The sequence below is a fragment of the Fructobacillus apis genome, assembly GCF_023893635.1.
GTDB classification, from domain to species: Bacteria; Bacillota; Bacilli; order Lactobacillales; family Lactobacillaceae; genus Fructobacillus; species Fructobacillus apis.
On the sequence record NZ_JAMWYK010000001.1, the window covers coordinates 21,747 to 46,565 of the forward strand.

A 24,819-nucleotide genomic window follows, 5' to 3' on the forward strand; every position below is an offset into this window, starting at 1 on the left:
TTACAGCCCACGGCTTTTTGCTTACAAACTTGTTAGCATCTGCCCCACTCGCTTTGTCTTATAATGTAGTCATCAAAGCATAAAGGAGAATGAAACATGCTTATTTCAACAACAGAAAACATCGGTAAGGATTACGAAGTGCTCGGCGAAGTGTTCGGTGTGACGACTCAGTCACGTGACTTCGTTAGCAACTTTGGTGCCAGCTTGAAGAACCTCGTCGGAGGCGAAATCAAGGGCTACACGGAGATGTTGCACACGTCCCGTGAAGAAGCCATCGGCCGGATGGTGGACGAAGCTACGGCCAAAGGTGCCGACGCCATCGTCATGATGCGTTTTGACTCAGGTTCAATTGGCAATGACATGCAATCTGTTGTGGCCTATGGAACAGCTGTGAAGTTCAACTAACCTTTGATTCTTAGTCAAGTAAAAAAGCACCTCAATCATCATGATTGAGGTGCTTTTTGTATGTGTGCTTATTTAACGGGCATGTTCGGGTCGGACTTTTCCAGTCATCTTCCCTTCCAGTCCTTAAATCAACTTTTTACGGATTTGACCAGAGATTAAGTCGATGATGGTCACCATCACGACGATCCCAATCAGGATAATTCCAACTCGTGACCAAGCACGGGCGGACAAAGCGAAGATCAACGGCGCACCGATTCCACCGGCACCCACGATACCAAGAATGGCAGCGGAACGCACGGCAATTTCGAAACGGTAAAGCGTGTAGTTGATGAACTCTGGCAAGACTTCTGGGAAGGTTGCCACGCTCAACATGGCGAGCTTTGAACCACCAGCGGCCTTGATTCCTTCGTTGGCACCCTTGTCCACGTTTTCAATCCCTTCTGAGAAGAGCTTTCCCATCATACCAATGGAGTGAACGGCCAAGGCCAGGACACCTGCGTAGGCACCAGGTCCAACGGCCTTCGTGAACATGATGGCCAACACGATCTGTGGGAACACACGGATGAAGGTCAAGAAGAACTTGGCCAATCCTGAGTGAACCGAGATGAACTTCTTGCTTGTTTTGGCGGCAATGAAAGCGATTGGAACGGCCAAGAAGGCTGAGATAAAGGTTCCCAAGAAGGCGATGGCCAGCGTTTCAAGCAAGGCGGAAAGCAAATCTTCCCCATCACCCGTATAAACGTATGACCAGTCCGGGTGAACCAATCCCTTCACGATGGCACCGAAGACCTCACCGGCCGTATCTTTCACACCAGTGAGCGGTACCCCTGAAAAGGCCCAACCGAAGAGCAAAATCAAAGCGATGGCGATGGCCCAGCGCTTTATTAACTGTGTACGATTCTTTTGAACAATCATGCGGACAATGCCTCCCGGAGTCGGTTTGAAAGGAAGTCAACGAGCACAACCACAACCAAGATGGCCAGGATAACGACGGCCGTCCGGTCATAGCGGAGTGATTCCAAGGTCGTGTTCAAGTAGAGACCGATTCCACCGGCTCCCAAGTAACCCAAAATCGTTGAAGCACGAACGTTCAATTCCAACGTGTAAAGGAAGAAACCGAGGTAGTACTTGAAGATTTGGGGCACGATGGCGAAGATGGCCATCTGAATCTTCGTGGCCCCCGCCGCCTTCAAGGCTTCGAGTTGGCCCTTGTCAATGGTTTCGATGGCTTCGTAGAGCAACTTGAACATCATACCCATTGAGAAGACGGTCAAGGCGCAAACACCGGAGAAGGCACCGATTCCAAAGACCGCAACGAACAAGGCGGCCAAGAGCATTTCAGGCAATGAGCGCATGAGGTTCAAGACCAATCGGATAGCCAATCGGATGTACTTGTTCTTCACGATTTTCTTGTAGGCCAAGAAAGCGAGCGGAACGGCTAAGAGACAGCCGACCAACGTTCCAACCAAGGCCATTTGAATGGTCTGGAGGAGCGGCGTGATGATGGCTGGCAAGTAAGACCAGTCCGGGTGCAGCATCTTATAAACAAGATCCATGAATTGGTCACCGGAAAAGGGCTGCCCCACCCCAGTGAAGTCCGCTGACATCAAGATGACAAGCGTGAAGGCTAAGAACGTGAAGTAACCTTTCAAGTGCCATTCCTTGATGAAGGGACGCTTTGGCTGTTCAACCATTACTTGTCCCCCTTCTCAGCGTAGATGGCTTGGAAGTCTTCCTTCTTCACGTTTTCAATCTTTTCGTCGTAGACGAGCTTTCCGGCCTTCAAACCGATGATGCGCGTCGCGTAAGCCATGGCGAGTTCAACGGAGTGCAAGTTGGCCAAAACGGTAATACCGTCTTCTTGGTTCAATCGCTTCAAGTCGTCCATCACAACCAAGGTCGTCTTTGGGTCCAAACCAGAAACGGGTTCGTCGGCCAAAATCACGTTTGGTTCCTGCATCATGGCACGGGCGATTCCAACACGTTGTTGCTGTCCACCGGACAATTCGTCGGCCTTGTTGTAGTACTTTTCAAGCATGTTGACGCGCTTCAAGTTTTCAGCAGCGCGTTCGTAATCTTCCTTCTTAAAGAGACCAAGCGCTGAGCGAATTGTTGAGTAGTAACCCACGCGGCCGTTCAACACGTTCCGGATAACGGATGAGCGCTTTACCAAGTTATAGTTCTGGAAGATCATCGCGATGGAACGACGGATGTGGCGCACGCGCTTTCCTTGTGCATCCGTAATGTTTTGGCCATCCACAAAGATGCGTCCCGTTGAGGCCGTGATCAAACGGTTCAACGCACGCAAGAGCGTTGACTTCCCCGCTCCTGACAGTCCAACAACGACGACGAATTCACCGGATTCGATATCCAAGTTGATGTCATCAAGCCCCTTCACGCCAGTCTTGTAAACCTTCGTGAGGTGTTCTACCTTAATCGTACCTTTAGTCATGTTTATTCCTTTATCCCTTTGCCCACTAAGTGTGCTTACTTAATCTTTGAGACGGTGTCGCTGTACTCACGAATGCGGTCGAAGTTTGAATCCTTTGAATCCAGGATGCCGGCCCATGAGTAAATCTTGTTGAAGATTTCGGAACCTTCCTTTGATTCAGCGACTTCCTTCATGGCCGTCTTGATCGTTTGCGTATCCTTTTCCGAGATATCCTTACGCAAGGTAATCGTATCGTTTGGAATTGGCTTCGTGTATTCGATGACGCGCGTTTCGTTAAACACGTTTGGCTTGTCCTTTTGCACAATGCTACGGGCTGCTTCAATAACGAAGGCGGCGTCCGTGTCACCGTTCAAGACGGACAAGAGACCTTGGTCGTGTCCCTTCACCTGAACCAGGTTGGCGTCCTTGACCACGTTTACACCCTGCTTGTAGAGTGTCGCAACGGGATAAATATAACCTGAAGTGGAGTTGGCGGATTGCACGGCAATCTTCTTTCCCTTCAAGTCCTTTACTGATTTAATGTTTGAATCTTTTTTAACGACAATCATCGAACGGTATGAATCAGTCAATTCATTACTCAATTCCGATGTGTTCTCATTCTTTGTCTTATAACGGGCGGATTGCAGAATAACCTTTGCCCCGTATTGCTTGTGGGCGTTCAAGTAACCGTCGGGTGACAAGAAGCCCATGTCCACCTTCTTTGATCCCATTGCTTCCAACATCGTGTTGTAGTTTGTCGCAACAGACACGTGAACGGGTACGCCGAGCTTTTTTTCCAGAAGCGCTTCCAGTGGCTTTGCCTTGGCAAGCATCGTGTCAGCTTGAACGGAAGGAATGAACTGGATGTTCAATTCCTTCATTGAAATCGTGGCGGCTGCGTTTCTTTGCGTGCTTTGCTTTGGCATGACGTGGCTTTTGACGCCATAGTAACCAAAGACAACAATCACAAAACCAGCAATCGCTAGGATCATTTTCTTCATGATGGGTTATTCCTATATCCTTTTCATTAAATAAAGATAAGTTCTTTTCGACAACTTTTATATTATCCCGTATATAAGACGAATTATCAACCCTATCATCCGGTTTAAAGGACGTCTTTCCGGTCTTTATTGCCATAATCTTCTCATAAACAGACATTAACGTTCGGCTTTTAATGGATAAAAGGTTGTTTTTCATAAATTGAATTTCGGAAAATGGCTTGGGACGGGGGTTTGGGATTTTCTGTTCGATTTTCTTTCAGGTCAATAAAAAAACCGACATCTCGGTCGGTTTCTTGTCTTATTTAAAGTGAGAATAAGGTCAGGTATTTAAGGCAGGCGCCAAAGTTTGGTATTTAAAGCGGGGGTCCAAGTCACCCCCGCACCTGCCCACTATTGAAACCCGGCGAATTTAAACCTAGGCGTCTCAAGGCAAAGTCAACCCCGCACCTGCCCTTCACCAAACACCTCGTATTTGATGGTGGTGAGAGCCTCTAATCCCATTGGGCCGCGAGCATGGAGTTTCTGCGTCGAAATCCCGATCTCCGCCCCAAAGCCGAACTCGAAGCCATCCGTGAAGCGGGACGACACGTTTTGGTACAACACGGCCGCATCAATCTGGTTCATAAAGGCCGCAACGTTTTCCGCCTGTTTACTCAGGATGGTTTCCGAATGGTGCGTGGTGTGCGCGTTAATCCAGTCGATGGCTTCGTCCAGGTCGGCGACCACGCGAACGCCCATGATGAGGTCGTTGTATTCCGTGTCCCAGTCTTCATCCGTTGCTTGCTTTAAGCGGCCGTCGATGGCAACAGCGGCCTCGTCCCCTCTCAGCTCAACGCCCTTTTGAATTAAGGCGTCGGCGATACGAGGCAAGAAGTCTGCCGCAATGCTTTCGTGAATCAGCAGTTTCTCAGCAGCGTTGCAGACGGAAGGCTTCTGCGTCTTCGCGTTCACAATCACCTTGATCGCCTGGTCGAAGTCCGCGCTCTCGTCCACGAAGATGTGCGTGTTTCCAGCACCCGTTTCAATCACGGGAACCGTCGCGTTCTGCACAACGAAGTCGATGAAACGGGCGGAACCGCGCGGAATGAGGACATCCACGTACTCACGCAGGTGCAACAATTCGTTCACGGAGTCGTGGGACGTGTCTTCGATGAGCTGGATGATGTTTTCGTCGTAGCCGGCTTCTTTGAGCACGCTGCGCATCACCTGCACAAGCGCGATGTTCGATTGGATGGCTTCCTTTCCACCACGTAGAATTACCGCGTTTCCGGACTTGATGGCCAGAGCCGCCGCGTCAACGGTCACGTTCGGACGCGCTTCGTAAACCATGGCGAGTACGCCGAGCGGCACCGTCTTCTTAACAATCTTAAAGCCAGTTGGATGTGTCCACTCTGGATAGGGAGCGGCGAGCGGGTCCTTCAATTCAGCCAGTTCCCGCAGCGATACCTGGATGTCGGCCAGCACGTCTTCGGACAACGTCAGGCGGTTCTTCATTGGCTCGGTCAATTCACTGGCTTTGGCGAGATCCAGGGCGTTTGCTTGAATGATGACGTCCTGCTGTTGGCTCACGTTTGAAGCAAGCAGCTCGAGGAGCTGGTTGCGTTTTTCAATGGATAGTCCCTGCACCTGACGCGACGCCAGCTTCGCGCGACGTCCGATTTCTTGTACATTAAGCATCGGCTTGTCCTCCAAAGTCTGTCCCCACGAGTTCGCCGTTCATGGCCTTCAAAATGTTCTCGGGGTCGTTTCCATTCACCAGCACCATGCGCTTGTTTTGCTTCATCATGTGGTCGGCAGCCGCAATCTTCGTCGCCATGCCACCCGTTCCTAACCCTGAAGTTGAGCCCGTTGCCGCCTGCCAGAGCGCCTCGGTCAAGACCGGCACGTGGTGAATCGGCTTCGCGTTCTTGTCCTTGGCCGGGTTCGCCGTGTACAGCGCGTCCACGTCCGACAGGATAATCAGCGCATCCGCGTCGATTTCTTCTGCCACCAAGGCCGCGAGGTGGTCATTGTCGCCAAAGGAATGCTGGTGGTCCAGCTCGTCGACCGCAATCACGTCGTTTTCGTTCACGACCGGAATCACGCCCTTCTCCAAGAGCGCTTCAATCGCGTTCTTCGTGTTCTCAAGCATCGTCTTCTGCTCGAACACATCGTAAGTCAACAGCACCTGGCCGAGCTGCTGCTTGTAGAAGGCAAAGCTCTGGTGGTAGAGCGACATCAAGTAACCCTGCCCGATGGCCGCAAAGGCCTGCTGCTCGGGAATGGCCTGCGGCCGCTTCGAAACACCCATTTGATTCATTGCGACCCCGATGGCCCCGGACGTCACAAAGACGATCTCTTTGCCGTCCTTTCGCAACGTGGCCAGCACCTGCGCCAAACGATTAATGACCGGGTAGTTCACTTGCCCCTCGGTTGAAACGATGGTCGATGTCCCGACCTTAACCACAACTCTTTGCCAATTTGCCATCTTTTTCTTCCTTTAATTTCGTTAATTTATTATAGCAAGTTTTTCTGAAAATTGGCGCAAATAAAAAAGCCATGACGACTGTCATGGCGGGCTTTATCACTTATGATTGGTAGCGGCCCTTCTTCCACGCGAAGAGGAAGTGCACACCGATGTAGACCAAGCGGAAGAAAATCAATTCCAGGGCCACGTTGGCCACCATGTTCGTTGGCGTGATGTTGTAGTAGGAACCGAGGAACGTCGTGATGAAGACAACGAACGTCCCAACTAAAATTTCTGGTAATGACTTAAGCATCTTTTTGCCCTTTCCAAAGTCAAACCCGACCCACGCCGGTTGACTCTTGTTTTCACTCGTTTATCACTATCCTTAGATTAGCACCGGGTCTAAGGGATTCCTATTGATAAGAAAATACGTTTCTTTCCCTTTCATAACAGCTGTTATTTAATAAGTAATATGTTGCGTTTTCTTAACAAGATGTAACGGTTGAAAAGGCCGCACTTTCAATAAAAAAAGCACTCAAAGCCTTTTTGATTCAGGCATTTAAGCGCTTTTTGTTTATTATTTGCTTTCCGTCAAATGCGTCAATTTGATAACGATTGCAATAATCCGGTTTGGATGCGTATAACTGATGGGTGGATTCGTCTAACGGTCAGTTGGATTCGTCTAACTGTTGGGTAGATTCTCGTATAACTAAAGGAAGGTCTTAATCAAGATGAAGGCCAAGATCACCTGAATGGCCCCAACCACGAACCCAAAGGACAGGAACTTCACACCGGACTTCTTGATGACCGTCCACTTCAGGTTTAAGCCGATGGCGGCCAAGTTGACCACCCCGAAGAACGATGACAGTGTTTTGGCCACGTGGTGCCAACCGTCAGGTAGTGTCAGAAGCGAGTTCACTGCGACGAGCACAACGAAGGCGATGACATACCAAGGAAAGAGTGTCACTTTTTTCTTAGAGGCGCCATCTTCTTGTTGGTTCTGTCGCTTGGCGATGGCTGCGAAGCTCAAGACCACCACAACAAGCATCATGACACGAAGCAACTTGAACAGCGTGGCGTATGTCACGACCGTTGGGTTGATCAGGGCAGCCGTTCCGACCACCTGACCGACGGACTGAACCGTTCCACCGACCATGGCACCACGAAGCAAGTCGTCAGTGCCAAAAAGTGAGCCGGTCAAGGCTGGCAAAATGAAAAGCAGGAGCATCCCGGTCAAGGACACGGTCGCCACAGCCGTTCGGCGGTCGTCGTCCTTTGAGTCGATCACCGGTGCAACGGCGGCGATGGCGGATGAACCACAGACTGCGTTTCCGGCACCCATGAGCATGCTCTCTTTCAATGACACCTTGAAGACGTACCGACCGAGTAGAAAGACAGTCCCGATGATGAGGGCCATGTTGATGACGATGAAGGACACGCCGTTTACGCCAAGGCTTTTAATGGTTTGAAAGGTCAAGGTCGAACCGAGCAGCGCAATGCCAACCTCAATCGGATACTTCTCCGACCACTTCACACCTGGTGCAAAGCTTGAAGAAGACAACACCGTGTTTCCCAAGATTAAGCCGAGAATCATCGCGATTCCCTCGGCTCCGATTTTTGGGAAGTAAGCAGCTAAGTAGGTGGAAACGATGGAAAGAATCAATACGAGACCAATCCCCTGCCACTGTTCTTTTTTGATGCGCATGTGAGCACTCCTTGTGATGAAATGAGATAATACAAATTTCATTATACCTGTTTCATTTCACCCTTTAACAGAATATTTAACTTTTTTTAATATGGCATGCAGGGCGTCAATGCTATGATAGATACATCGTTATTTTTATCTAAAGGAAATGAAACATGAACAAACGTTTTCTAATCGTCGACCTCGACGACACCGTCTTGGACTTTAAGGGTGGTGAAATCGCCGACGTTAAGGCTGTCTTCGAAAAGCACTGTGGCTTGAACCAAGCGCAAGTGGAAGAAGCCTTGAAGGTCTACCAAAAGATTAACAAATCCCTCTGGACGAAGTACGAGCTGAAAGAAATCAAACGTCAAACCATCTTTGACACCCGCTACGAAAGCGTCTTGAAGGAACTCGGATTAACGGCGGATGCCAAGGCCATGGAAGCTGACTACGCTGTCATGCGTGACCACAACTACCGCGTGTTGGATGGCGCAAAAGAAGCGCTCCAAACCATGGCGGCACACTACACGGTCCTCGTTGGGACAAATGGTCAAAACGAAACGCAACGTCGTCGTTTGAAGGAAACAGGCTTCGACCAGTACTTCGATAAGATTTACACGTCTGAAGAAGTTGGCCACGCTAAGCCGGACGAGTCCTTCTACCAAGCCATCTTTAACGACAATCCCGACATGACTAAGGAAAACACGGTGATGATTGGGGATGGCGTTTACTCCGTCATGCTCGGTGCGCAACGCTATGGCATCGACAGCATCTGGGTCAACCTGGATGGTAAGACGCTCCCATCAGATATTACGGCGACAACAACCGTCAATTCCCTCTCCGAACTCCAAACGTTACTGGATCAAGCTTGAGAGGCTAACGAATAAAAATAAAAAGTCACGGACGAGGGTCAACCACGTCTGTGACTTTTTCATTAGCTAAATTATTCTTTTAGAAAACGCGATCGATTGGCGTCTCACCAGCGGTGAATTCCACGACCTGCTTGATGGCCTTGTCAGAAGCCAAAGCAGCAACCGCCATCTTGGCTACGTCGTTACGTGAAACCGATGAGGCGCCCTCGCGGCTCTGGTCGAGCACTTGAATTGAACCAGCACCCGCATCATCCGTTAGCGTCGTTGGACGTAGGATGGTGTAGTCAAGGTCTGAATCCTGCAAAACCATGTCGGCGTAGTGCTTCATCATGAAGTACGTGTAAATGCCGGAAGCAACCCAAACGTTGCGGTCATCCGCACCAGCGGCGGACACCATGAGGTAGCGCTTCAATCCGGCCTGCTTCGTTGCTTCCATCGTCTTAACGGCACCATCGAGGTCAACCTGCGTCGTGCGGGCGTCGCCACCCTTACCACCAGCACCGGCCGTGAAGATGACTTGGTCGATCTTGTAGTCCGTCATCAAGGCGACCATCTTCTTCGTCTCCATGTCCAAATCGAAAAGGACTGGCGTGCAACGGTCGGAAACCGGTGTGGTTTCAAATTGATTCTCGTCACGGTAACCGGCAAACACGTTCTGGTCAGCGGCGATTAATTGTTCAACAATGCGGTGTCCCACGCGACCGTGGGCACCAATTACAAGTACATTTGCCATGAAGACTGTCTCCTTTGTTTCTTTTTCTTTGTGCCTTTTCCTTGATTCTAACAAAGATACGGTTCCTTGTTAAATCAATCGATGTACAAAAAAAGGCGCTTGAGCGCCTCTTTTATTTCAATTGCTTACTTCGTCTTCTTTGTGAAGAAGGCAAAAGCCGCAGCGGACAAAGCCGTCAGTCCCAGCAAAGCGCTGAAGTTTTGCTTAGGGGCTTCCTTAGCGGTTTGAGGTTGCTTGGCTTGGGCTGGCTGTTCTTGCCCTTGCTTTGCTTCGGCCGCCTTGTTGGCGTCATCCTTGTTGTCTTGGTCATTGGCCTTTGAACCACCATTGGTGTCGTTCCCATTACCACCTGATTGACCTGGCTTCGTCGGCGTCACGGCTGGACCTTCGTAGTCCCAAGTACCATCTGACAGATCACCACTGTCTTCGTCCTTGCCGTCATCCTTGTTCTTCCATTCGAATTCTGGCAAATTCGTGCCGTCCACCTTGGTGTTTGGACCGAGAACGAGGTGCTTCAACGCCATGGCGTTGTACAACATGTTGTTCACATTGACTTTTTCGGTTGTCATGTCAAAACCAGACAAATCCAAAGACTCCAGGGAGTGACAGTCGTAGAACATGTCCTGGTAATCGCGAGCCTTTGGTTGCCAACCGTTTAAGTTAATTGACGTTAAGGACGTGTCGTGGGCAAACATACCAGATAAGAACTTGGCCTCTTTCACGTTGTTAGCCATAAAGGACAGGTCGATGCTCTTCAATGCCGTATTATTGATGAACATGTTGTCGAACTGCTTGTTTTCGGCAAATTGCAGCTTGCTCAAGTCAGTGTAGCTTTCAACGGCAGTAAAACCGGCAAACAAATTCGATGCTTTTGAAACGGTCACGTTGTCGCCAATCTTAATGCTCTTCACTGAAGGTTGCAAAGACTTCAGGGCGTCGTCCTTATTGTCAACGCTTTGCAAGTCACCATTGGATAGGGTCAGTTCACCCGTGTTTTCGTTGAATGAGTAGTCAGCCGCCCCCCACTTTCCGGCTTTCAACTGGTCGTTTGCGACTTGTGGGTCAGTATTGGCACTGGCTGATAAGAAGGCCGGAGCTGGCAGATTTACCTGCTCCTGTTGATTCAAGGCCGCAAGGCCCAAGAATGAAGCACCAATCAGCATCGTGCTCTTCATGCTTTGATTTACAAAATTCTTTGTTGTCATCGTTTACTTTCCTTCGTTATTTTTTCAGTGCCCTTAACAGACGTCGTCTCTTTCAAAAGTACTGATTAATTTAATTCTAGCCCTGTTTTTTACCACTGACAAGAATATTTTTTAATAAAAAGCCGTTATTTTTAAAAATAACGACGTTATTAAACTTTCTAATCGATAATGTCTAACATCTGCTTCAGAGGCATGCGCTTTGAATGAATCTTGTTGAGCCCTTCCTTCGAATCAAAGTAACCCAAACCGATTCCAAGGATTGGCACCCGGTCTTCTGGTAATCCGAGGTTTTCTTGGAGCTTATCGGGATACTGAACGTATTGGTAGGCCGGAATGGAGCCAAGACCGGCGTCCGTTGCAGAAAGCATCAACGTTTCGGCAAAGAGTCCTAAGTCGATCAACGTCCAGTCGGAATAATCCTTTGGCAAAGTCAAGTACACCACGGCCTGGGCGTTGTAGAGCTGATCACCAGCTTCGCCCAACTTTTGGGAACCCTCGTCCCCCATCGCTTCTTTCACATCGCCAAACCAACTCTTCATGTTGGATTGAGATGGTTCCTCCCATTCAGGAATTGGACGGAAAGGAATGAATGGCCGGCTAGGCTCGTTGTCATCATGGTTTAATTCGGCGTGTTGCTTCCGCATCGCTTCAAGCTTTTCACCCTTTGCAATGGTCACGTGAACGGACTGTGAATTAATCCAGGATGGGCTTTGTTGTGCCTGATTCACTAACTCTTCTAACAGTTCGGTTGGAACGGCCTTATCCGTAAACCAACGCTTGGACTGACGTAATGTGATGGCTTTTGAAAGTTCCAAAATGAATCTCCTTTGCAAGTTAATGTTATGTGTCTCCATTATGAACTTTTATTAGAATCGTTTCAAACCATGCAAAAAGGACCGCTTACAGCGGTCCTTTCGTTCTTTCTAGCGTTGTTGTGTTGTGCTTTGCTTAGTCCGCTGTTGTCAGCGTTGTCTTCTGCCGAACGGTCAAATCGTTGCTGTAGTCGTACAAGATGGGTTCGCCGTTTGGAATCTCAACCTGCGTCACTTCTTCTGGTGTGAGGCCCTCAATCAACTTCGTTAAGGCTCGAATTGAGGTTCCGTGCGCAACGACTAAGACGTCGTGCCCTGCCTTCAGCTCTTTCAAAAGATGCTCTTCATAGAAAGGCTTCACACGTTCTTCCGTTGTCTGGATGTTTTCACTTTCTGGGAGCAAGCCGTAAGGCACGTTCGCATAACGGTGGTCAAAGGCTGGATAAGTGACACCGTCCACTTCAACTTCTGGGAAGAGACCTGGCGCTTTTGGTGGCAAGACGGAGTAAGAACGGCGCCAAGTTTGCACCTGATCTTTACCGTACTTGGCCCGCATCTCGTCCTTTTCTTCTCCCTGAAGAATACCGTAGTGGCGTTCGTTCAAACGCCAAGTCTTCTCCTGTGAGACATAACTCTGTCCCATTTCCTCCAAAACACGGTTAATGGTCATGATGGTCCGGGAAAGGACGGATGAGTAGGCTTTTTGGATGTTCAACTCCTGATCAGCAAGCAAGCGTCCGGCCTCACGTGCTTGGGCCATGCCCTTTTCTGACAGTCGCGTATCAATCCACCCGTTAAAACGGTTCTTTTGGTTCCATTCACTTTGCCCGTGACGGATTAAAACAAGCGTTGGCATCGCAGTCCTCCCTATTTCTTGAGACCTATTCTACCCTTTTTAAGCCCCTCAATTCAAGCTTTTCAGGCAAATAAAAAAGCCACCCGATTGGGCGACTTTCATATAAGCGCACTTAAACAATTAAAGTTTTACGCCGTATTCTTCGAAGAATTCAGGCAGCGTCTTCAGTTCTTGACCATCGTAGCTGTCCAAGAACTCGCGAACGTTCTTTGGGTGCTTCAATTCAAGGTTACTGTTGTAGGTTGGATTGATGCTTTCTTCAAAATGACCATCCACTTCCTTCAGCTGCAATTCTTCGACTGGCAATGAACGCTCATCCGAAATCTTAACGTCAATTAAGAATGGACGACCTTCCTTAGTGACCTTGACCGCACGGTCAAAGGCCGCTGGCAAATCCTGAGGGTCGCGTACTTCGACACCTTCAACCCCCATGCCATCCGCAATCTTAGCGAAGTTTTGGTCGGCCAAGTGAATACCAGAGTGGTACATGGAAACGTCATCTTGTTCAGACTTAATGAAGTTCAAGGTAGCGTTTGAGGTAATCACATTGATGATTGGCAAGCCATACTTACGTTCTGTGACCAGGTCTTGCATGATCATGGAGAAGGCACCGTCACCAGCCACTTGAATGGCTTGACGGTCTGGATAAGACATCTTCGCTGCCAAGGCACCAGGCAATCCAGTTCCCATGGAAGCAAAGAGCGCTGAAATCACCATCTTTTGCTTCTTTGACACGTGCAAATGACGGAAGGCGTTAATGATGTTGTCACCAACGTCGATTGAGAAGATGGCGTCATCTTCGGCAATTCGGTTGATTTGCTTGTAGATGCTTTCGGCGCGGATTGGTGTTTTTGTGTTGTCTTCCTGCTTCTTCATGTAAGACTGCCAGTTTTTGTTATCCGCAATGGCTGCCTGCATGAATGGGCGTTGTTGAACGGGTTCTGATTCCTTCAAGGCTGCCTCGACAAAGGCTGTGGCGTCGGCCCAAATCCCCAGGTCAAGTTCGTGGTGACGACCAAGTTCAACCCGGTCGTTATCGACCTGAATGAACTTGAAGTCGTGGGTCTGATAGACCAAATCTGCAAATGGGAAATCGGTTCCCAACGCAATGACTAAGTCGGCCGAAGCCATGATTTCATCGGCAGCCTTGTGAGCCGCACGGTTAGACATCCCTAAGTTTCCTTCGTAGGATTCGTCCACGTAACCCTTGGCCAATCCAGTCATAACCAAAGGAATTTGAAGCTTCTTTGACAGTTCGATTAAGGCATCGCCACCGTCTTGAATACCACGTCCAACGTGGATGACCGGACGCTTAGCATCCTTGACCATGCGTAAGAACTCCTGGATTTCATGCTCACTTGGTTCAACCTTTGGCGCGACCTTATCGTCACTCGAACTGTGGGATGAATACTTCCGTTCTGGAATCTGTTCGTATCCCAAGTTGTTTGGGATAATCACGACGGCCACACCGCGGTTCTTGTAGGCTTCGCGAATGGCTTGGTCGACCACTTGTGGCAGACTCTTAGCCGTCATGACAGTCCGGCAGTAGACGGACACGTCTTCAAAAATTGGGTCTTCGTTAAACTCCTGGAAGAAGTGTTTGTTCATCACAGCGGTTCCGGTCTGTCCGACTAAGGCTAAGACTGGTGCGTGATCCTCACGGGCATCGTAGAGCCCGGTGAGTAAGTTGGTGGCACCAGGTCCGGCTGACCCGAAGGCAACCCCAATCTTACCCGTTAATTTGGCATCGGCTGAAGCCGCCATCGCCCCAACTTGTTCGTGGCGAATTTGGACGTACTTCAATCGATCTTTTTCATCGGCGAGTGCAGCCATCGTGGAGTTAAAGGAACCTCCAGGATAGCCGTAGAGGTGGTCGACACCCCAACTCTCCAATACTTGTAACATTGCGACGCTTGCTGACACGGTTTTTTCTGACATAAAGCTATCTCCTGTTCTTCAATTTAACTTCAGTATAGTCTTCCTTTTTCACTTTGTTAAATTTTTAAGAAATACAGGACGTGATTTGTTATTGCCAGCTAATTGGAAGCGGCGTCTTGGCTTTTAACGCCTTTAAGAAAGACGCCTTTTCTTGTTCGCTTCGGTAGGAAACCGCCTTCACTTGTCGCGAAATCGTGGCGTGGCCAATGCGTCCCCATTCAAAGAACACATTGATGGTTTGTTTTTTTTCAATGTCCACCAAGATGATTTCATACAAGGTGTTGTGCAGCTTCTTAAAAAGCGGTTCGATTGTCTGCACAATCGCTCTGATGTCAGCTTCGTTTGCCATGTAATACCTCCACAAAACGAATGCTCTCCCAGTTCAGTTTCTCTTCTCCTAGATAAAAGCCCTCCCGATGAAAGTCCGAAACGACCCCTTCTTTGACCAATGGAATTTGCCCATCCTTATCCAGTTGATTTTCCTGTAAGCGAATGGGCTGAATGATTTCCTGTGCCTCTTTCACCCGGGCCATCATCTCATCCAATGGTAGTGCAGGCAGCCAACTAGCCTGTTCCTGCCTCTCGGCTAAGCGTGCCTTCTCCTTCAGCTTGGCCGTGTGGTCAGACAGGAAAAAGCCGTTCCACTTCACCTTGCCGCGTTCGCGGTAGTCGTGTTCGAAGTAGGCTTTGACGGTTGAAAGCCACTCTTCTTCCTTCAAAGACTCACTACTCATAAGCGTTTCCTCCATTGTGTCCACCCACAAGGTTGGCACGGGAAATCGCCGTTGCCCCCTGTTCCAAGGAAATCGAACGAACAATGGCGGCCGTTCCAAAACGCTTTCGAATCTGATCGACCGCTTCATCGAGTGGTGACTGCTTCTCCGCTTTCTCCGGGACGGTATCTTCTGCTGGCTGCTCAAACAAAGATAGCGTTTGGACGTTGTCTTCATTCAATCCACCCATCGATACCCCGACGTTTCGCACCGCCTGTCCCGTCCAATTTTCGTTAAAGACGCGACGCAAAACAGCCATCAAGTTCTGACTGTTGTTGCTTGGCTCGATACGCACGGTTTTGTGCAGCCCGCGCTCTGGGTCGTGTCGTTCATCAAAGGCCGCGTACTCCTTCGCGTACCCGAGATAAAGGCTGACCAGCGAGGCTTGCACGTTGTGGGCACGCAAGCGGGAGGCCACCTGGTCGGCCATCTCCATGATGACGACCTCTAAGTTGGCCCGCTTCACGTAGTTGTAAGGCAAAACCTGTGAGTTGCCATAGGTCTTGTCCTTTGGTTTTATGTCTTCTGTGATGTCTGAACGGTCAATTCCCCAGGCAAGGGCAAAGAGTTGCTCACCTAAAAGCCCCAACTTCTTCTTCAAGATGTACGGGTTGTAGTGGGCCAAGTCGCCCACCGTGTTAATGCCCCAGCGCTTTAACTTTTCCGCCGTTTTCTTACCAATTGACCAAACTTTGCCAAAGTCAGAAACGGGCCAGAGCACTTCGGGCAGATCCTCGAAATGCCATTCCGCCAGCAGGTGCTTGTCTTTTTTTGCGGCTAAATCTAAGGCGAGCTTTGCCATGACAGGACTCTCACCAATCCCAACCGAAACGTAAATCCCGGTTTCTCTTAGGACGTGCTTTTGAATCGCTTGCGCCACTTCCTTCGGCGACTCCCCGAACAGGCGCCAGAAATCGGTCACGTCTAAGATTGATTCATCAATCGAATACGGCAGTAAGTGATCAGCATCCACGTACTGCTGGTAGATACCATTGATTTCCAGATTCTTCTTAATGTATAAATTCATGCGCGGTTCAGCCTTCACTAAGCCCGGCATGTCCGGTACATCCTTTTGTCTCGTGACATTGGAGATACCTAATTTTTTCTTGGCCATCGGTGACGAGGCCAAAACGAGTCCCCCTGAAATGTTTTCTTGATGGGACATCACAACAAGCATTGCCTTCAACGGGTTCAAATGTCGCTCCACACATTCAACACTCGCGTAAAAACTCTTTGAATCAATCAGAAAAACGACTCGGCGCTGCTCTTTTTCAAAGACGGATTCAATCGATTTTGCTTCCATGACGTCCCCCTTTCGGTTTGTTCCTTTTTCATTATACGAACAGATGTTCGTATATGCAAGCAAAAAATGCCGAAAGTTTTCGACGGAAAAACACCATAAAAAAAGAAGGAAGAAACTGCCTAAACAGTCCCTTCCATCTATTATTTGATCAAGTGTTTAACGGGCTGGTCGAACTCATCAACCGCCCACTTTCCCGAAATGCTTTGTTCTTCCAGCACGAGGCTCACGGACTCGCCTTGGTAACCTTGTAAGAAGCGGTCGTAGTAACCGCCACCAAACCCCAGTCGCATCTGACTGTCTTCGTCGAAGGCTAAGCCCGGAACCAAGACAAGGTCAATTTTCGAAGGCAAGACTACCTCGCTATCAACGGCTTCCAGTAAGCCGTATGGCGGCGTAGCCACCAGTTTCGTTTCTTCGTCATAGTGACAAAAAGACAATCCTCGATTTGGCTCGACCTTCGCGAGTACCACCGCCTTCCCTTCTTCCCAAGCCCGTTCAATCACCGGCTTGGTGTCGAGTTCAAAGGGCATCGAAAGCGTCACGGCAACGCACTGCGAAGACTGCCAGACGACCGAGTCAAAGAGCAGTTGGTGCAAGCGTTTTTCTTCCGCCCGCTTTTTCGAAGCAGCACTTTCAGCAAGGTTTCGGAGGCGTAATCGCTGGCCCTCGCGCACGACTTTTTTAGCTAATAAATCCGTCATTACCACCTCAATTTATAAGTAAACTTATGGCATTGGGTGCGCCATCACAAGAAGTTCCGCTTCTTTCTTAATCTGCTTCAACTTTGCTTCGTCGTCGGCGTTGTTCAAGGCGTCGGCGATCAAGTGCGCCACCTTACGGCTGGCTTCTTCGTCGAAACCACGCGTCGTAATCGCCGCGGTACCGATTCGGATACCAGACGTCACGAACGGTGAACGCGTTTCGTTTGGCAGGGCTTCCTTGTTGGTCGTGATGGACACGCGGTCCAAAAGTTCCTGGGCTTCCTTCCCAGTCAAACCAGTTTCCATGAGGTCCAAGTTAAAGAGGTGGTTATCCGTTCCACCTGCGACAACGCGGATGTTGTCAGCTTCGTTAAAGACCTCGGCCATGGCCTTTGAGTTCTTGATGACCTGAGCAGCGTATTCCTTGAATTCTGGCTGCAAGGCTTCCCCGAAGGCAACGGCCTTACCCGCAATCACGTGTTCCAAAGGACCACCCTGTGATCCAGGGAAGATGGCTGAGTTGATTTGCTTGGCGTACTTTTCCTGTGACAGGATGATTCCCCCACGTGGCCCACGCAACGTCTTGTGCGTCGTTGATGTCACAACGTCTGCGATACCGACTGGGTTTTGGTGCAAACCAGCCGCAACCAATCCAGCGATGTGGGCCATGTCGACCATCAGGTAAGCACCAACTTCATCTGCGATTTCACGAAACTTCTTGAAGTCGATGAAACGCGAGTAGGCGGAAGCACCGGCCACAATCATCTGTGGCTTTACTTCAAGGGCCTGCTTACGAATCGCGTCGTAGTCCAACGTTTCCGTTTCAGGGTCCAAGCCGTAGCTTTCAGAATGGTACATCTTACCTGAGAAGGAAACCTTAGCACCGTGGGTCAAGTGACCACCGGCGTCCAAGCCCATTCCCAAAATCGTGTCGCCCGGCTTCAAGAAGGCCATGTAAACGGCAGCGTTAGCCTGTGAACCAGAGTGTGGTTGCACGTTGGCATATTCAGCCCCGAAGAGTTCCTTCAAACGGTCGATGGCAGCCTGTTCGATAACGTCGACGTATTCCGTCCCTCCGTAGTAACGCTTGTATGGGTAACCTTCGGCGTACTTGTTCGTCAAAACAGAGCCCTGGGCTGCGCGAACAGCCGGTGAGGCAAAGTTTTCGGACGCAATCAATTCGATGGTCCGGTTTTGACGGGCGGCTTCCTGCTCAATGGCAGAGAAGATGAGGGTGTCCTTGTACTTTTGTGTCATGTGCTTTTCTCCTACGTATATGTGATCCGGATGGCTTTTAGACACGATTGTCTAAAAATCCAAAAGCATTGTTTTAAGTATACCGAACTTTCTTATCATTGACGCAAAATAATTCACTTAATTTTAGGCAAAATAAAAAAGCAGGCTGGGCTGCTTTTAAACCATTAAAACTCGTGCAAAAAGTTGGTCAACTCTTCTTGTGATAATTTGTTTTCCAAACCAATCAAAAGCTTCAAACGCGCTTTCTGACCGTTGACGGCCCGGGCGAAGATGGCACCTGACTTTTCAAGCTGAATTCCCCCACCAAGGTAATCGTAAACCGGTTCGGCAATTCCGTTAAAGGAACGGGAAACGATGACAACGGGAATGTTTTCGTCTAACAATTCCTGCACACCACGAGCGGCGTCTTCGCCGAGGTTCCCGGCACCAAGCGCTTCGATGATAATGCCGTCAACGTGCTCGCTGTTGGCAAAGAGTGACAGAATCTGACCGTCCATTCCGGCGTAGGCCTTCATGACGGGAATCTTCTTTTCGACCTGTTCGATTGGGTAAACCATCGTTTCGGGCAGGTTGTAGAAGTAGATAATCTGTTGCTTGGTAATCATTCCCATTGGGCCGGAGATTGGTGAAGCAAAGGTCGCTACGTTGGTCGCGTGGGTCTTCGTTACGAAACGGGCCGCGTGGATTTCGTCGTTTAACACCACCATCACGCCGCGTCCGTAGGATTGGTCGTCCATCGCCGTCCGGAGCGCGATTTGGAAGTTATAAAGCCCGTCGGAACCGAGCTCGTTTGAGGAACGCATGGCACCGGTCATGACGACGGGGATGTCCAAACCGAGCGTCTTGTCCAAGAAGAAGGACGTTTCCTCGAGCGTATCCGTTCCGTGTGTGATGACAACGCCGTCAAAGTCCTTGTCAGCGTTTTTCAGGCGCTTGTAGAGTGTCAGCATGTGCGAAGGCTTAATGTGCTCAGAAGGCACGTTAAAGATGTTTTCAACGGTAAGCTGCACGTCCTGCATTCCGAAGTTGGCGTCGTTTAGTGGATTGTTCTCACCCATCTCGACGTCGCCGTCTTCAGCGACGTGCATGGAAATCGTCCCACCGGTGTGTAATACCAGAATCTTCTTCATGAGCTAATCCTCTCTCTTTCTCGGTTTGATGGTAAGCTGCCCTTCGAAGGCGGCCATCTTTTGAATAAAACGCTTCTCTTTTGGTTGAAAACCAACTTGCCGGTCGTACAAATAATCGACCACTCGCTGAATTCCTCGCTTCGTCACGGTGGACAGCGTCACGGACCCCAACTTCGACAGATCGATGGTCGAAAAGAGACGCAGGTAGTAAACGGTCTTCTGGTCCAAGTGCAGGCGGTGGTCATCCATGTCAAAGTGGGACTTTTCAATAATCCCGTTGTACTTATCGGAGTAGTCAAAGTCACCTTCGACCGCGCCCGTCATGGGGTCCGCCTGCCAATTAGGGGCCACACCGAAGATTGGCAACAGCTGCAGCTCGATGATGTTCGTCACCACCTGTGGATCCTTTTGCGCGTTCAACTGCTCAAAGGCGGCCAAGAGTTTTTGATACCATTCCGGCTGCTTCACGTGCTCTTCAAAGGCAACGGTCACCAACTTGGCAATCAAGGCGGCGTAGGCGGCTGTCGTCAGGTCTTCGACCACGTGTCGGTAGATCTTGCTTTCCTGAACGGAGTTGGCAAAGCCAAGGCCCTGCTTGTTCTTTGGATAGATTCCGTCAAGCACCACCCAGGTATAGGGTTGCCCAATCGGGCGCATGGCCGACTTGGACTTTTTCACCCCGCGGGCCATGACGGTGATAATTCCTTCGTCTTTGGTAAACACTTTGACGAGCAAATCGTTATCACGATAAGCCGTTGTGCTCAAAACCAGTCCTTCAATTAAAGCCATGGGCAACCTCCCTTCTCTTTTAATCTCTATGTACGAAAAAACGGCTAAAGTGTTCTTAGCCGTCCTTCTTGCATTCTTTTAGAAGTCGTCCTTGCGGTATCCCAATGATTGGAGGGCTTGCGGACGATCACGCCAGCGTTCTTCCACCTTCACCCAGGTTTCCAGGAAGACACGGGAACCAAGCAAACGCTCGATGTCCTTACGGGCACGCGTACCGATTTGCTTGATCATCTTTCCCTGCTTACCAATGACGATGTTCTTTTGCGTTGGACGTTCAACGACGATTGACGCCTGGATGTGCACAATGTCATCGTCACCCGTTTCAATCTTGTCGATGACAACGGCGACGGAGTGCGGCACTTCCTGTTGCGTCAACTGCAAGACCTTTTCACGAATCAATTCAGCGATAACGAATCGTTCGGGGTGGTCCGTCAACTGGTCGGCGTCGAAGTACTGAGGACCTTCGTCCAAGGTATCAACCACCGTGTCCAAGAGTTCGGGAACGTTGTCCCCTTCGCGAGCTGAAATTGGGAAGATTTCCGTCCATTCCGGCGCATCTTCTTGGTAAGTGTTGATGACTTCGAAGAGGTCTTCTTTTTTAAGTAAGTCCACTTTGTTAATCAAGAGGTAAATTGGCGTGTTCTTGACGTCCTTCAAACGGTCGATGATGTAGTTGTCACCGGCACCTCGCTTCTTGTCCGCGTCAATCACAAACCAGATGGCGTCAGCTTCGTGCAAAGCAGAGAAAGCAGACTTCACCATGTAGTCCCCCAAAGAGTTTTGGGGTTTGTGGACACCAGGCGTGTCGATGAAGACAACCTGCGCATCATCCGTCGTATAGATTCCTTGAATCTTGTTACGAGTGGTCTGGGCCTTGTTAGACATGATGGCAATCTTCTCACCAACGATACGGTTCAACAAGGTTGACTTTCCGACGTTTGGGCGACCAATGATCGCCACGAAACCGGACTTAAATCCTTCTTTTGTCATAATTTATCCTTTCAGTTGGTAAATGAAACGAGAGAAATCCGTTTCGATTCCGAAAAAGTGCCAAAGGTGTGGCTGGAAGATCAAGAACAAGATAATCATTTCAGCAAACACTGATACCAAAACCATTCCGGCTGAAACGTCCTTTACGAGTCCAGCCAGCGGGTGGTAGCGCTTGTCGACCATGAGGTCAATCACGGCTTCCACGACGGTGTTCATGAACTCGCCATAGACAGCCAAGAAGACGGCAATCACGACCCAGAGCCATTCTGAACGGTTCAAGCCCAAGTAAAGTCCTGCTGCCAAAACGAAAATGGCAAAGCCGACATGGAAGCGCATGTTGCGTTCCCGAACGAGTACCAGGAAGATTCCCTTCAACGCGTTAAACATCGAACGGAAGAAATTCCGATTACGGGTGATTTGGTGTTTGTCTTGGTGGGCTTGTTGCTCACGACCAAGCGTTGAGCTTACTTCGTCTTGGTAAGTCGCCAGTTCGTCTTTTTGCACTGGTACTTTAACGTCGGAGTCCATAGTCATCTAAGATCTTCCTTTGCAAATCAAACATTTCTTTTTCTTCTTTGTCGCCAAGCATGTGGTCGTAGCCGTTCAAGTGCAAGAAACCATGCACGACTAAGAACCCAAGCTCGCGCTCAAAGGAGTGGCCCAAGTATTCCGCTTGGGATTCGATAATATCGACCGACACGAGGATGTCACCAATGTTCTTGGCGATTTCGGCATCCATGTCGGGGTCAGCCAGAACCGGGCTATCATCGCCATCTTCTTCAATGGCAAATGAGATAACGTCCGTTGGCTTATCCTTACCACGGTAATCGCGGTTATAAGCCTGAATGGCATCGTTGTTCATAAAGGTCACGGACATTTCCGTGTTGTCTGGCAAGTCAATGTACTTACCGGCATAGTCCAAGACGTAGGTTACCAAATCTTGGTGGAACTGTGTCACACCGTCTTTGGTTTGATCAATTAAAGCTAAATCCATTATGCTCGTCCTTCTTCACGTGCTTGTTTTAATTCGGCCAGCTTCTGGTCGGCTTCTTCGTAGGCCGTGACGATTTGTCCGACAACTGGGTGGCGGACGACGTCAGCTGAATCAAAGCGGACAAAGCCCACTCGGTTCACGTCCTTTAAAATCTTTTGAGCGGCAATCAATCCTGACTTAACGCCCTTTGGTAAATCGATTTGGGATGGATCCCCGTTTACCACCATCTTGGACTGAAAGCCAAGACGGGTCAAGACCATTTTCATTTGCGCGTTCGTGGTGTTTTGCGCTTCATCGACAATGATGAAGGCGTCATCCAGTGTTCGTCCACGCATGTAGGCCAAAGGCGCGATTTCGAGGACGCCCCGGTCGATGAGCCGTTCGACGTGGTCGGCACCAATCAAGGTGTTCATGGCGTCGTAAATCGGACGCATGTATGGGTCGACCTTTTCCTTTAAGTCACCAGGCAAGAACCCAAGCGACTCACCGGCTTCAACGGCAGGACGGGCGATGATTATTCGCTCGACCTCCCCCTTCTTCAGAGCGGCGACGGCCATGGCAACGGCCAAAAAGGTCTTCCCAGTTCCAGCAGCACCAATTCCAAAGGTTAAGTCATTGTGGTTGATGGCTGAGACGTACTGGCGTTGCCCGTAGTTTTTGACGCGAACGGAACGCCCTTTCTTATCCTTGATAATGGAACCCTGGTAGAGGTCCAAGAAATAAGAAATCGTCCCCTTTTCCGCCATTGTCGTAGCGGAAACCACATCGGCCGGACCAACCGTGATTTGCTTTTTAACTAATTCGGACAAGACCTCCAAGACCTTATAAGCCTTGGAAGGTGCCTCGTCTTCTCCGTTAATCGTGACTTGGGAGCCACGTACGTGCAGCTTAACGGACAGGCCTTCTTCAATCAGCATGAGAAGCTGATCCTTTGGACCGGTCAATTTCGTTTGCTGCTCCATGTTTTGAAAAGTAAAGATTTTTTCAGCTTGCGTTGTCAAGAATGGAATCCCTCAATTAAAGTATTTAACTTCCTTAATTCTAACACAAAAAAAGCCCGACAATGTCGGACTTTTCAGTCTAAATGACTTAAATTAGAGGGCAACAACTGATACTTCGTGATCAGCTGAAACCATAACGATCTTGTCACCAGCTTGGGCCAAACCTTGGTCCTTAGCAGCTGACTTAGCAGCAGCTTCGTCTGCTGAAGCAGACTTAACTGGAACAACACCGTTGTTCAAAGTCAATCCGTGCAATACGCGGTCGTTATCGTTCAAGGCGATAATTGGAGCGTTTGGACGGTGCTTTGAAACCATGCGTGCTTCGTAACCAGACTCCGTAGCAACAACAACGGCCTTAGCGGCAACTGAGTCAGCCAAACGAGCAGCTGCTGAAGCAACTGATTCGATTGCGTCGTTGTGGTAGAACGTTTCCTTGTGACGAGCGTAAAGTGGCAAGGCAGTTTCTGCCTTTTCATCCAACTTTGCCATCATCGTAACGGCTTCAACTGGGTATTCACCGTTAGCTGATTCACCTGACAACATCGTTGCGTCAGTTCCGTCGAATACGGCGTTAGCAACGTCGGCTGCTTCGGCACGCGTAGGACGTGGGTTGTCTTCCATTGAGTCAAGCATTTGAGTGGCAGTGATAACTGGCAATCCACGCTTGTTCATGTTGACGATCATTTCCTTTTGAATCAAAGGAACGTTTTCGGCTGGGATTTCAACTCCCATGTCTCCACGAGGAATCATCAAACCATCAGATACGTCCAAGACAGCATCCAAGTTATCGATACCTTCTTGTGATTCGATCTTAGGGATGATTTGAACGTGTTCCATGTTCTTTTCCTTCAACAAGGCACGGATGTCCAAAACATCTTCAGGCTTACGAACAAATGAAGCCGCGATGTAGTTAATTTCGTGGTCAAGACCGAAGCGGATGTCATCAGCATCCTTTTCAGTGATACCTGGCAAGTTGATTGAAACACCAGGTGCGTTAACACCCTTACGTGAACCGAGCAAACCGTGGTTTTCGGCCTTAACAACCAATTCCTTGTTGGCTTCGTCCTTTTCCATGACAGTCGTTGCAAGCAAACCATCATCAAAGAGCACTTGTCCGCCAACCTTCACGTCGTCGAACAATCCTGGGTAAGTAACAGCGATCTTGTCGTGCGTACCTTCCAATGATGCATCCATTGAGATACGGAATACATCACCAGTAGCGTACTTGATCTTACCGTCAGCTTGCTTCGTAGTACGGATTTCCGCACCCTTCGTATCAAGCAAACGACCAACAATCTTACCAGTGATTCGTTCAGCTTCGGCAACGTTCTTCATACGGCCTAACTGTTCTTCGTGATCACCGTGGGAGAAGTTGAAACGGAAAACATTCGCACCAGCTTCGATTAACTTCACAATGGTTTCGACATCAGATGATGAGGGACCAAGTGTTGAGACGATTTTCGTCTTTTTCATGGGTAAATTGCTCCTTTGAGAT

The 24,819-nt window shown here is 49.4% G+C and carries 27 protein-coding genes; 2 read left to right on the forward strand and 25 right to left on the reverse strand.

Annotation, left to right across the window (positions count from 1 at the left end; all coding sequences use genetic code 11):
• The first annotated feature begins 96 nt into the window (after positions 1–96).
• Positions 97–405: a heavy metal-binding domain-containing protein gene (locus NFX39_RS00070; RefSeq protein WP_252441836.1), complete on the forward strand. Its 309-nt coding sequence runs from the start codon at positions 97–99 to the stop codon at positions 403–405.
• A 123-nt stretch (positions 406–528) separates the two neighbouring features.
• Here NFX39_RS00070 and phnE (NFX39_RS00075) read toward each other — a convergent pair whose 3' ends face one another.
• The 8 genes from phnE (NFX39_RS00075) to NFX39_RS00110 form a co-directional block, all read right to left on the reverse strand.
• Positions 529–1,320 carry a phosphonate ABC transporter, permease protein PhnE gene (phnE, locus tag NFX39_RS00075; protein WP_252441839.1) on the reverse strand — a complete coding sequence of 264 codons (792 nt, stop codon included), beginning with the start codon at positions 1,318–1,320 and terminating at the stop codon, positions 529–531.
• Positions 1,317–2,099 carry a phosphonate ABC transporter, permease protein PhnE gene (phnE, locus tag NFX39_RS00080; RefSeq protein ID WP_252441841.1) on the reverse strand — a complete coding sequence of 261 codons (783 nt, stop codon included), beginning with the start codon at positions 2,097–2,099 and terminating at the stop codon, positions 1,317–1,319. Before phnE (NFX39_RS00080) ends, phnE (NFX39_RS00075) begins: the two co-directional genes overlap by 4 nt.
• On the reverse strand, positions 2,099–2,857 hold the full coding sequence (phnC, locus tag NFX39_RS00085) for a phosphonate ABC transporter ATP-binding protein (RefSeq protein WP_252441843.1): 759 nt from the start codon (positions 2,855–2,857) through the stop codon (positions 2,099–2,101). Before phnC ends, phnE (NFX39_RS00080) begins: the two co-directional genes overlap by 1 nt.
• A 35-nt stretch (positions 2,858–2,892) precedes the next feature.
• Entirely contained in the window at positions 2,893–3,837 is a 945-nt protein-coding gene (locus tag NFX39_RS00090; RefSeq protein ID WP_252441844.1) for a phosphate/phosphite/phosphonate ABC transporter substrate-binding protein, read from the reverse strand.
• Positions 3,838–4,272: 435 nt separating this feature from the next.
• On the reverse strand, positions 4,273–5,514 hold the full coding sequence (locus tag NFX39_RS00095) for a glutamate-5-semialdehyde dehydrogenase (protein WP_252441846.1): 1,242 nt from the start codon (positions 5,512–5,514) through the stop codon (positions 4,273–4,275).
• Entirely contained in the window at positions 5,507–6,304 is a 798-nt protein-coding gene (gene proB, locus NFX39_RS00100; protein ID WP_252441847.1) for a glutamate 5-kinase, read from the reverse strand. Before proB ends, NFX39_RS00095 begins: the two co-directional genes overlap by 8 nt.
• A gap of 100 nt (positions 6,305–6,404) precedes the next feature.
• Complete coding sequence (locus NFX39_RS00105) at positions 6,405–6,596, reverse strand: hypothetical protein (RefSeq protein WP_252441849.1); 192 nt, start codon at positions 6,594–6,596, stop codon at positions 6,405–6,407.
• 396 nt (positions 6,597–6,992) lie between these two features.
• Positions 6,993–7,988 carry a YeiH family protein gene (locus NFX39_RS00110; RefSeq protein WP_252441850.1) on the reverse strand — a complete coding sequence of 332 codons (996 nt, stop codon included), beginning with the start codon at positions 7,986–7,988 and terminating at the stop codon, positions 6,993–6,995.
• Between the two features lie 155 nt (positions 7,989–8,143).
• On the opposite strand from NFX39_RS00110, the gene NFX39_RS00115 reads away from it, so the two are divergent.
• Entirely contained in the window at positions 8,144–8,842 is a 699-nt protein-coding gene (locus NFX39_RS00115) for a YjjG family noncanonical pyrimidine nucleotidase (protein WP_252441851.1), read from the forward strand.
• A gap of 79 nt (positions 8,843–8,921) precedes the next feature.
• Here the strand turns inward: NFX39_RS00115 and NFX39_RS00120 are convergent, their stop codons facing one another.
• The 17 genes from NFX39_RS00120 to pyk form a co-directional block, all read right to left on the reverse strand.
• A complete protein-coding gene (locus tag NFX39_RS00120; RefSeq protein ID WP_252441853.1) occupies positions 8,922–9,575 on the reverse strand; it encodes an NAD(P)H-binding protein in 654 nt (217 codons plus the stop codon).
• Between the two features lie 125 nt (positions 9,576–9,700).
• Complete coding sequence (locus NFX39_RS00125; protein WP_252441855.1) at positions 9,701–10,780, reverse strand: BspA family leucine-rich repeat surface protein; 1,080 nt, start codon at positions 10,778–10,780, stop codon at positions 9,701–9,703.
• Positions 10,781–10,938: 158 nt separating this feature from the next.
• On the reverse strand, positions 10,939–11,595 hold the full coding sequence (locus NFX39_RS00130; RefSeq protein ID WP_252441857.1) for a nitroreductase: 657 nt from the start codon (positions 11,593–11,595) through the stop codon (positions 10,939–10,941).
• A 133-nt stretch (positions 11,596–11,728) separates the two neighbouring features.
• Positions 11,729–12,448 carry a 2,3-bisphosphoglycerate-dependent phosphoglycerate mutase gene (locus tag NFX39_RS00135; RefSeq protein WP_252441859.1) on the reverse strand — a complete coding sequence of 240 codons (720 nt, stop codon included), beginning with the start codon at positions 12,446–12,448 and terminating at the stop codon, positions 11,729–11,731.
• A gap of 120 nt (positions 12,449–12,568) precedes the next feature.
• A complete protein-coding gene (gene spxB, locus NFX39_RS00140) occupies positions 12,569–14,386 on the reverse strand; it encodes a pyruvate oxidase (RefSeq protein ID WP_252441861.1) in 1,818 nt (605 codons plus the stop codon).
• An 88-nt stretch (positions 14,387–14,474) separates the two neighbouring features.
• Positions 14,475–14,735 (reverse strand): WGR domain-containing protein, encoded by a 261-nt coding sequence (locus tag NFX39_RS00145; protein ID WP_252441865.1) that lies wholly within the window; start codon positions 14,733–14,735, stop codon positions 14,475–14,477.
• Positions 14,719–15,120 carry a hypothetical protein gene (locus NFX39_RS00150; protein ID WP_252441870.1) on the reverse strand — a complete coding sequence of 134 codons (402 nt, stop codon included), beginning with the start codon at positions 15,118–15,120 and terminating at the stop codon, positions 14,719–14,721. The genes NFX39_RS00145 and NFX39_RS00150 overlap by 17 nt, the downstream gene beginning before the upstream one ends.
• Entirely contained in the window at positions 15,113–16,462 is a 1,350-nt protein-coding gene (locus NFX39_RS00155; protein ID WP_252441871.1) for a Y-family DNA polymerase, read from the reverse strand. The genes NFX39_RS00150 and NFX39_RS00155 overlap by 8 nt, the downstream gene beginning before the upstream one ends.
• A gap of 140 nt (positions 16,463–16,602) precedes the next feature.
• Positions 16,603–17,163: a 5-formyltetrahydrofolate cyclo-ligase gene (locus NFX39_RS00160; RefSeq protein ID WP_252441875.1), complete on the reverse strand. Its 561-nt coding sequence runs from the start codon at positions 17,161–17,163 to the stop codon at positions 16,603–16,605.
• Positions 17,164–17,187: 24 nt separating this feature from the next.
• Positions 17,188–18,420, reverse strand: a complete 1,233-nt coding sequence (gene glyA, locus NFX39_RS00165) for a serine hydroxymethyltransferase (RefSeq protein ID WP_252441877.1) — start codon at positions 18,418–18,420, stop codon at positions 17,188–17,190.
• 164 nt (positions 18,421–18,584) lie between these two features.
• On the reverse strand, positions 18,585–19,550 hold the full coding sequence (locus tag NFX39_RS00170; protein WP_252441879.1) for an asparaginase: 966 nt from the start codon (positions 19,548–19,550) through the stop codon (positions 18,585–18,587).
• A gap of 3 nt (positions 19,551–19,553) precedes the next feature.
• Entirely contained in the window at positions 19,554–20,339 is a 786-nt protein-coding gene (gene recO / locus NFX39_RS00175) for a DNA repair protein RecO (protein ID WP_252441881.1), read from the reverse strand.
• Between the two features lie 78 nt (positions 20,340–20,417).
• Positions 20,418–21,329, reverse strand: a complete 912-nt coding sequence (era, locus tag NFX39_RS00180) for a GTPase Era (protein WP_252441883.1) — start codon at positions 21,327–21,329, stop codon at positions 20,418–20,420.
• A gap of 3 nt (positions 21,330–21,332) precedes the next feature.
• Positions 21,333–21,863, reverse strand: a complete 531-nt coding sequence (locus NFX39_RS00185; RefSeq protein WP_252441885.1) for a diacylglycerol kinase family protein — start codon at positions 21,861–21,863, stop codon at positions 21,333–21,335.
• The gene (gene ybeY / locus NFX39_RS00190; RefSeq protein WP_252441896.1) at positions 21,841–22,323 is read right to left on the reverse strand and encodes an rRNA maturation RNase YbeY; all 483 of its coding nucleotides are present in this window, start codon (positions 22,321–22,323) and stop codon (positions 21,841–21,843) included. The genes NFX39_RS00185 and ybeY overlap by 23 nt, the downstream gene beginning before the upstream one ends.
• Positions 22,323–23,324 carry a PhoH family protein gene (locus tag NFX39_RS00195; RefSeq protein WP_252441897.1) on the reverse strand — a complete coding sequence of 334 codons (1,002 nt, stop codon included), beginning with the start codon at positions 23,322–23,324 and terminating at the stop codon, positions 22,323–22,325. The genes ybeY and NFX39_RS00195 overlap by 1 nt, the downstream gene beginning before the upstream one ends.
• 93 nt (positions 23,325–23,417) lie before the next feature.
• Positions 23,418–24,797, reverse strand: a complete 1,380-nt coding sequence (gene pyk / locus NFX39_RS00200) for a pyruvate kinase (protein ID WP_252441898.1) — start codon at positions 24,795–24,797, stop codon at positions 23,418–23,420.
• Positions 24,798–24,819: the final 22 nt, after the last annotated feature.